The sequence below is a fragment of the Lactonifactor sp. BIOML-A5 genome, assembly GCF_009677585.1.
GTDB lineage: Bacteria > Bacillota > Clostridia > Lachnospirales > Lachnospiraceae > Lactonifactor.
On the sequence record NZ_WKYV01000026.1, the window covers coordinates 59,860 to 66,998 of the forward strand.

At 41.4% G+C, this 7,139-nt stretch carries 5 protein-coding genes and 7 tRNA genes; all 12 read right to left on the reverse strand.

Translation table 11 applies throughout. The annotated features are described in order from the left end of the window. Positions 1-15: 15 nt before the first annotated feature. Entirely contained in the window at positions 16-987 is a 972-nt protein-coding gene (locus GKG41_RS18085) for an ABC transporter permease (protein ID WP_154261222.1), read from the reverse strand. Then, positions 974-2,452: a sugar ABC transporter ATP-binding protein gene (locus tag GKG41_RS18090; protein ID WP_154261223.1), complete on the reverse strand. Its 1,479-nt coding sequence runs from the start codon at positions 2,450-2,452 to the stop codon at positions 974-976. The genes GKG41_RS18085 and GKG41_RS18090 overlap by 14 nt, the downstream gene beginning before the upstream one ends. Before the next feature lie 16 nt (positions 2,453-2,468). Further along, positions 2,469-3,299, reverse strand: coding sequence for a sugar phosphate isomerase/epimerase family protein (locus GKG41_RS18095; protein WP_154261225.1), 831 nt, complete (start codon positions 3,297-3,299; stop codon positions 2,469-2,471). A 252-nt stretch (positions 3,300-3,551) separates the two neighbouring features. Continuing rightward, a complete protein-coding gene (locus tag GKG41_RS18100) occupies positions 3,552-4,349 on the reverse strand; it encodes an AraC family transcriptional regulator (protein ID WP_154261227.1) in 798 nt (265 codons plus the stop codon). A 6-nt stretch (positions 4,350-4,355) separates the two neighbouring features. After that, on the reverse strand, positions 4,356-5,810 hold the full coding sequence (locus GKG41_RS18105) for a sugar ABC transporter ATP-binding protein (RefSeq protein WP_154261228.1): 1,455 nt from the start codon (positions 5,808-5,810) through the stop codon (positions 4,356-4,358). 295 nt (positions 5,811-6,105) lie between these two features. Further along, a tRNA-Lys gene (locus GKG41_RS18110) sits at positions 6,106-6,178 on the reverse strand. A gap of 19 nt (positions 6,179-6,197) precedes the next feature. Next, positions 6,198-6,270, reverse strand: a tRNA-Phe gene (locus tag GKG41_RS18115). 135 nt (positions 6,271-6,405) lie between these two features. Then, positions 6,406-6,479 (reverse strand) — tRNA-Met (locus GKG41_RS18120). Between the two features lie 34 nt (positions 6,480-6,513). Then, positions 6,514-6,595, reverse strand: a tRNA-Tyr gene (locus tag GKG41_RS18125). A 4-nt stretch (positions 6,596-6,599) separates the two neighbouring features. Then, positions 6,600-6,672, reverse strand: a tRNA-Thr gene (locus GKG41_RS18130). Between the two features lie 56 nt (positions 6,673-6,728). Then, positions 6,729-6,801: transfer RNA gene (locus GKG41_RS18135), tRNA-Val, on the reverse strand. 25 nt (positions 6,802-6,826) lie between these two features. Further along, positions 6,827-6,900: transfer RNA gene (locus GKG41_RS18140), tRNA-Asp, on the reverse strand. Positions 6,901-7,139 lie beyond the last annotated feature (239 nt).

A 7,139-nucleotide genomic window follows, 5' to 3' on the forward strand; every position in this document is an offset into this window, starting at 1 on the left:
CTTCACACTGGTCCCTTATCTGGAGCGTTTCCCAATTCTGTTTCTGTTTGCATCCAGTAAGGCCGCAATAATAATAACTACACCTTTTACAATCTTATCCCACGCAGGGGGAACTCCCAATAGATTAACCGCATTTGAGACAAGAGAAATCAAAATAACACCTAAGACAGTACCCATAACGGTGCCCCGTCCGCCCGACAGGCTTGTGCCACCCACTACTACTGCGGCAATGGCATTCATTTCCACACCGTCACCGGCATTGGGGCCCGCGGATTCCAGCCGGATCGTTAAAAGAAGACCGGCAATGGCTGCACACAGACCTGAGATCATATAGGCCATAATGATAATACGCTTTGTCCGGATACCTGCCAGCTTTGCCGCCAGTTCACTGCCTCCCACTGCATATATAGATCTCCCAAATGCAGTCTTCGAGAGACAGATCCAGGCTATTATACAGAAGATTACCACTACCCAAACAATCAGGGGAATCCCAATTACGTAAGAAGAAGTAAGCACCGTAAAAGCTCTCGGCACAGGTCCTATGTTTGCACTGTTAGTAAACACCAGTACAATACCCCGGGCAATACTCATAGTGGCAAGCGTAACAATCATCGGAGGAATCCTAAATTGTGTTACCAGAGAACCATTGATGATACCAAATGCAATTCCCACTGCAAGCATAACTAAAACACCTACAAATGGCGGGAAACCTGTCTTTACAATCAGAGCCATTCCTATTGCCGAAGCTACCGCTTCCACGGATCCTACGGACAGATCAATCCCTCCGGTAATAATTACAAAAGTTACCCCGAGAGACAGCGTACAAAGTATAGTAGACTGAATCAGCAGGTTTCTCAGGTTATTCCATGTGAGAAAACTGGGAGTCAAAACAGACATTACAATAATAAATACCAACAACACAAGAAACAGCCCCATTTTATCCAGAATCTGTCCTAGCTGTCCTGATTTTGTTTTAATTTGCTGCAAGTTTAATCACCTCCTCCTTTGAAACCTTATGGTCATTGAATTTCCCCGCTATCTGTCCTTCCCGCAAAACCACAATGCGATCACTTAGAGCAAGAAGTTCCAGAATGTCTGAAGATACCAGCAATACTGCCAGACGATTTTTGACCGCCTCATCAATTAATTTGTGAATCTCTTCTCTTGCGCCCACATCAACGCCTCGAGTTGGTTCGTCAAGAAACAATATTCTGGGATCCATGGCCAGACTTCTGGCCAATACTACCTTTTGCTGATTGCCGCCGCTCAATGAATTGACATCGGTTTCCACAGAAACTGTTTTAATTCTGAGCTTGTTCCTGTAATCCTCGACAACCGCTCTCCCCTGCTTTCTCTGTACCATCCCATAACTGCTGATTTTTTTCAGTATTCCCAGCTGTATGTTATGCTCCACAGACTGTCCCAAGACCAGACCCTGAGTCTTCCTGTCCTCCGGCACCAGGGAAATTCCTTCCCTAATAGCATCTGCAGGGTGATGAAAATTCCTGCGTTCTCCATTCACCAATATTTCTCCGCTGTCATAGGCATCTGCGCCGTACAGTGCCCGTACTATTTCCGTTCGTCCGGCTCCCACCAGACCAGCCAGTCCCACAACCTCTCCTTCATATAAATCAAAGGAAATATCTTTAAACATTCCCCGGCTGGTCAGATGCTTTACCTCCAGAACTTTTTTCCCTTTTTGTTTCACCCGATGCCTGACCTCAATGTTCCCGGCTTCTCTTCCTACCATCATCTTAACAATCTCGTCCTTCGTGGCATCCTGGCCTGGCACACAGCCAATATATTTTCCGTCACGGAATACTGTTATCTTATCTGCTATTGCAAAAACCTCTTCCAGACGGTGGGATACATAGAGGACAGCTATTCCCTGATTTTTTAGTTCTTTAACAATTCTGAGCAGATTATTGGCATCCACCTCTGACAGGGAAGCTGTGGGTTCATCCAATATCAGTACTTTTATATCCTTAGAGAGTGCCTTCGCTATCTCGACCAGCTGCTGTTCTCCTGTGGAGAGGGAAGATACAATGCTCCTAGGATTTATATTGGCTCCGATCCTGGCAAGTATACCGGATGCCCTCTCATTCATCCCTTTCCGGTCCAAAAAACGGGTCTTTCCCTTGGGCCAGTCACCTAAAAATATATTTTCTGCTACACTTACCTCCGGTACTAATAAAAGCTCTTGATGAATGACGGCAATCTTATTCATCTGGGATTCTCTGGGGTTTCTCAAAACAGTTACCTGTCCATCGATACGGATCTCCCCTGAATCCGGCATATGTGCACCGGCGAGTACTTTAATGACCGTAGATTTTCCCGCTCCATTTTCTCCTACCAGGCAATTTATTTCCCCGCCCTTCAGGTGCAGCTCTACATCATCCAATGCCTTTGTACCTGAAAAGGACTTTGTAATATGCTTTAGTATAACCTCCATACCCACCACACCTTATTTAGAGAGTTTGCTCAATGGCTTTTATGTGTTTGATAGCCAGCTCAGTATACTCATCAAAAAATTCTTTTCCACCGCCGGCTTTTAATGTTCCAAATGGGTCCGCCCCTGCCGGCAGAAGTTCAAAGGTAATGTACCCCTGATACTTAATATCCTGCAGCGCTTTCATTATAGGAGCAAAATCAAGGTGCCCTTTGGAAGGCGCAGCCCTGTTAGAATCTGCAAAATGAATATGTGTCAGCTTGCTGCCGCAATCCCGGATGGCCTGCGCAATATCAGCCTCATCAATATTCATGTGAAACAAATCTCCCATAACGCCTACATTATCCATCTTTACATCTTTCAGCATATCCATTGCCTGCTCCAGACGGTTCAGCATATACGTCTCATACCGGTTCCAGCATTCCAGACAAAGATTAACACCTGCCCTGGCTGCATACTCAGCACCCTTAATAATTCCTTCCACACCCCATTTATATTCATCTTCATAGGGAGCCAGAGGTACTGTTTTACAGCATGCAGTTGGATTAGCTATTACCATTTGGCAGTCGATAGATGCAGCAAAGTCTACCACCTTCTTTACATACTCAAGAGCCTGTTCTCTCATTCCGGGATCCGGGTGTGCCAGATCTCTGTCTTCATTGTAAACAGAACAGATCGAAGACACTTTAATCTTATTGTCCCTGCACAACTGATTTACCTCTTTTACATCGTAATACTCCGGTTCCCCACATAGCTCAATGGCATCATATCCATACCTCGCACACCTCTCAATACTGTCTTTTGCTTTTTCACCATAATAAACCAGGGCATCATAACTGTACTTAAACATATACTTCCTCCTTTTTTTTATAGCAAGAATCATGATCCTTCTTTATATTACCCATAATATCCCAAATACTTATGTAAAACTATTAATATTATTGTGCAAATTATATTATATTTTTGTTTTTATGATATATTTTTGTGCAAATTATATAACTTTCTTGCTAGAGCTTATAATTCTTATTTATATTGTCATCTTTAAATTAAAATAAAAAAACAGAATAAATAACATCTCTGTTATCTACTCTGCACTCTGTAATTATCGTCTTTTCCACTCTTTTCTATAGGTTCCGGGGCTTATTCCCACAGTCTTTTTAAAAAGCAGGTTAAAATAATTCGGATTTTCATAACCAAGTTCCACCGCTATTTTTTGAACGGAACATGATGTTTCCCTCAATTGCTTTTTTGCGTACTCCATTCTGCAGAAGATTGCATACTGTATAGGAGATATTCCCACCTCTTCCTTAAACATATGTGACAAATGATATACACTTACATTTACATGGTCCGCAAGCTCTGAAAGGCTTAGATTTTCTTTGTAATGTTTCTCTATATATTCTTTTGTAATAGCAATAAAGTCTCTTTGGATACTGCTTTTACTACTCAGCGTCTTACAGAGTATGGACAAAATTCCTTCCAATAAAGTATCAGCCAATTCTCTGGAAATATTCTCATCCTCAATTTCTATCAGCATTCTCTCACACAAAAACTTACAGATCTCAAGATCCTCAGAAATTTCAAATACTTGATACACCCCGCTGTCAATGAAAATTTCCCCGCTTAACTTACCTTTAAATGTAACCGCCTCACTGAATAATAGCTGAAAATATCCGGAATTCATCTGGATTACTTTTCTGGAAGTATCTGCTTTGGATAAAAGCACCTGTCCCTCAAACAGGGTTACCAGTTCATCTTCAATAAGTATCTGGATACTGTTGCGGTAGACAAGATATAACATCTGATTGTCTAAACCTGCCGTATCATCCGATACTCCTATATCCTTATTTTTACATATTTTTAAAAGCATTGGACGTTCTATAAAATAGGAATTTCCCAAACTTTTTCACCCCATTGTAAGTAAATCGTTTGCAGAAAATGTATGTTCTTCTAAAACACCATGTTTTAATACCAAAACTTTCGTACATAACCTTTGCAATTCTTTATAATCTGAGGAACTGATAATAAATGATACCCCTTCCTGTGCCTTTTCTAATATCAGCTGATACATTTCATTTTTAGACGCAATATCTATTCCCTTTGTCGGCTCGTCAAGGAGTAAAATACTGGATTCCGAAACAATCCATCTAAAAAATATTGTCTTCTGCTGATTTCCCCCGCTGGCATATTTAATTGCCTGGCTTGGATTAGATAAATAGTAACCTGGCTGGACAACAAACTTTATGAATGATTCAATCTCTTTTTTACTGTTTTTTAAGAAAGACCTCTTCTTATTTACTTCCGTTAAAACGGTATTGTCTAATACTGACAAATCCGGAATAATCCCCGACTCCAGTCGATCATCAGGCATATATCCAATATTCTGTTCTATGGCATCATAAACACTCATAAAATCTATTTTCTTCTGTTTTACAAATATCATACCTCTGTCCGGCTTAATAGCGCCAAACAAAGTTTTCAGGAGAGCAGTTCTTCCAGAACCCATTGCCCCTGCAATTCCCAAAATCTCGCCCTCATGAAGGCGAAAGCTGATATCATCATAGGCACCGCTCTTCGACAAATGTGATACTTCCAGAGCAATGGTATCAGATAACATACTCCTGCTTACATACCCGGTATTCATTTTGGTTACTTCCATTAGGTTCTGAATACATCTGTCCGTCACATGTTCCATACTCTCGTCCAATATTACTCTTCCGTCTCTCATAATACAGAGCGAATCACAGATTTCCCGAATCTCCTCCATTCGGTGCGTCACATATATAACAGAGGATCCGCTCTTTTTAAGATTTCTTACCAGCTGAAGCACCACTTGCTGTTCCTGACATGTCATACCCGCGGTAGGTTCGTCCATAATATATAATTTGGCCCGCTTTAAAAAAGCCTTTGCTACAGCAATAATCTCTTTTTCACACTTTGAGAGGTTTCTTACTTTTTCGTCCGGAGAGATAGGAAGCCCAAAATAAGTTAAAACCTCTTCCGCCTTCTTTCTCATTTTTTTATCATTGCAAAAAATGCCAAGCTTTTTTAGATAATTGCCTGCAAATAAATTATCTGTTATACTCATTTCCGGAATAAGACTAGGTTCCTGGTAAAGGGTAAAAATCCCCTTGTTTAACACAATCTCCGGGGAATATCCACTAAACTTATCCCCATCAATATAGATATCCCCATCATCCGGTGGATATACACCAGATAAAATATTTACTATTGTGGATTTCCCGGATCCATTGGGCCCAATCAGACCTTTTACCTCGCCATAAGAAATATTTAAGTTCACATCATACAATATCTGATTGCCTAAAAACGCTATATTTATATTTTTCATATCCAGCAGCATCTATTTTCCACCAGACCCTTCTATAAACAGTTAAAACACTCACGATCATTTTCTATCATTATAATTTGTTATACCTTTTGTTACTATTAACAATATTGTGAAAACATATCACTTAATTGCTGTAACTAGAAATGATTTATCATATACACCTATAAAATTGATCAGTAAAAAATAAAATCACGAACACATGGAATAAAAAATACGGAGATACCGAAAGATGAATAAAATAAAAATAACATGCAGGGAGATATGGACATAAAAAAACCGGATATACATTATATCCGGTTTTCAATCATGAGCGTGCGGGGGTTCGAACCCCGGACAACTTGATTAAAAGTCAAGTGCTCTACCAACTGAGCTACACACCCTTATTTAATTGTGTTTCAATGCCCAGAGCCGGAATCGAACCAGCGACACGAGGATTTTCAGTCCTCTGCTCTACCAACTGAGCTATCTGGGCACATATACATAAATATTAAATTTTTGCTCAGCCGGCTCTGTAGTCCTTGTTCATTCCATTCACAAGAACCGCCTTCTCACTAGATTCAGCTTCGCTTCATCAAGTGTTCAGTGCGTGAGCTATCTGGGCATAGAGTAGCGGGGACAGGATTTGAACCTGTGACCTTCGGGTTATGAGCCCGACGAGCTTCCAGACTGCTCCACCCCGCGATATTAAATTAGATATTGGATTGAATAATCCTAATGGATGGAGAAGGATTCGAACCTTCGAAGGCGGTGCCAACAGATTTACAGTCTGCCCCCTTTGGCCACTCGGGAATCCATCCATAAAGCCGATGATCGGACTCGAACCGATAACCTGCTGATTACAAATCAGCTGCTCTGCCAATTGAGCCACATCGGCGAATTGCTTAAAGCAATAGCGCCACGCTATCAGCGTGTCCAAAACAACGTTTAAAATGGGACCTATAGGGCTCGAACCTATGACCCTCTGCTTGTAAGGCAGATGCTCTCCCAGCTGAGCTAAGATCCCATAAACAAATAAATAGTAAATCAAACGACCCAGAAGAGACTCGAACTCTCGACCTCCGCCGTGACAGGGCGGCGCTCTAACCAACTGAGCCACTGGGCCAATCCTGAAGAACATTATTGTACCTTCAAAACTACATATACGATTTTACATCTCTTTTTTTCACTTTGCAACACTTTTCCGTAATACTTAGATTTGCCTTTTACCAGTTCCGGCTCGACTTGCGTCTCACCTGCCTGTTTTCTGCCTTTTGGCCTGGCTTCTCTAAGTGTTCAGGTCAAGCCCTCGACCGATTAGTAACAGTCAGCTCCATGCATTGCTGCACTTCCACCTCTGCCCTA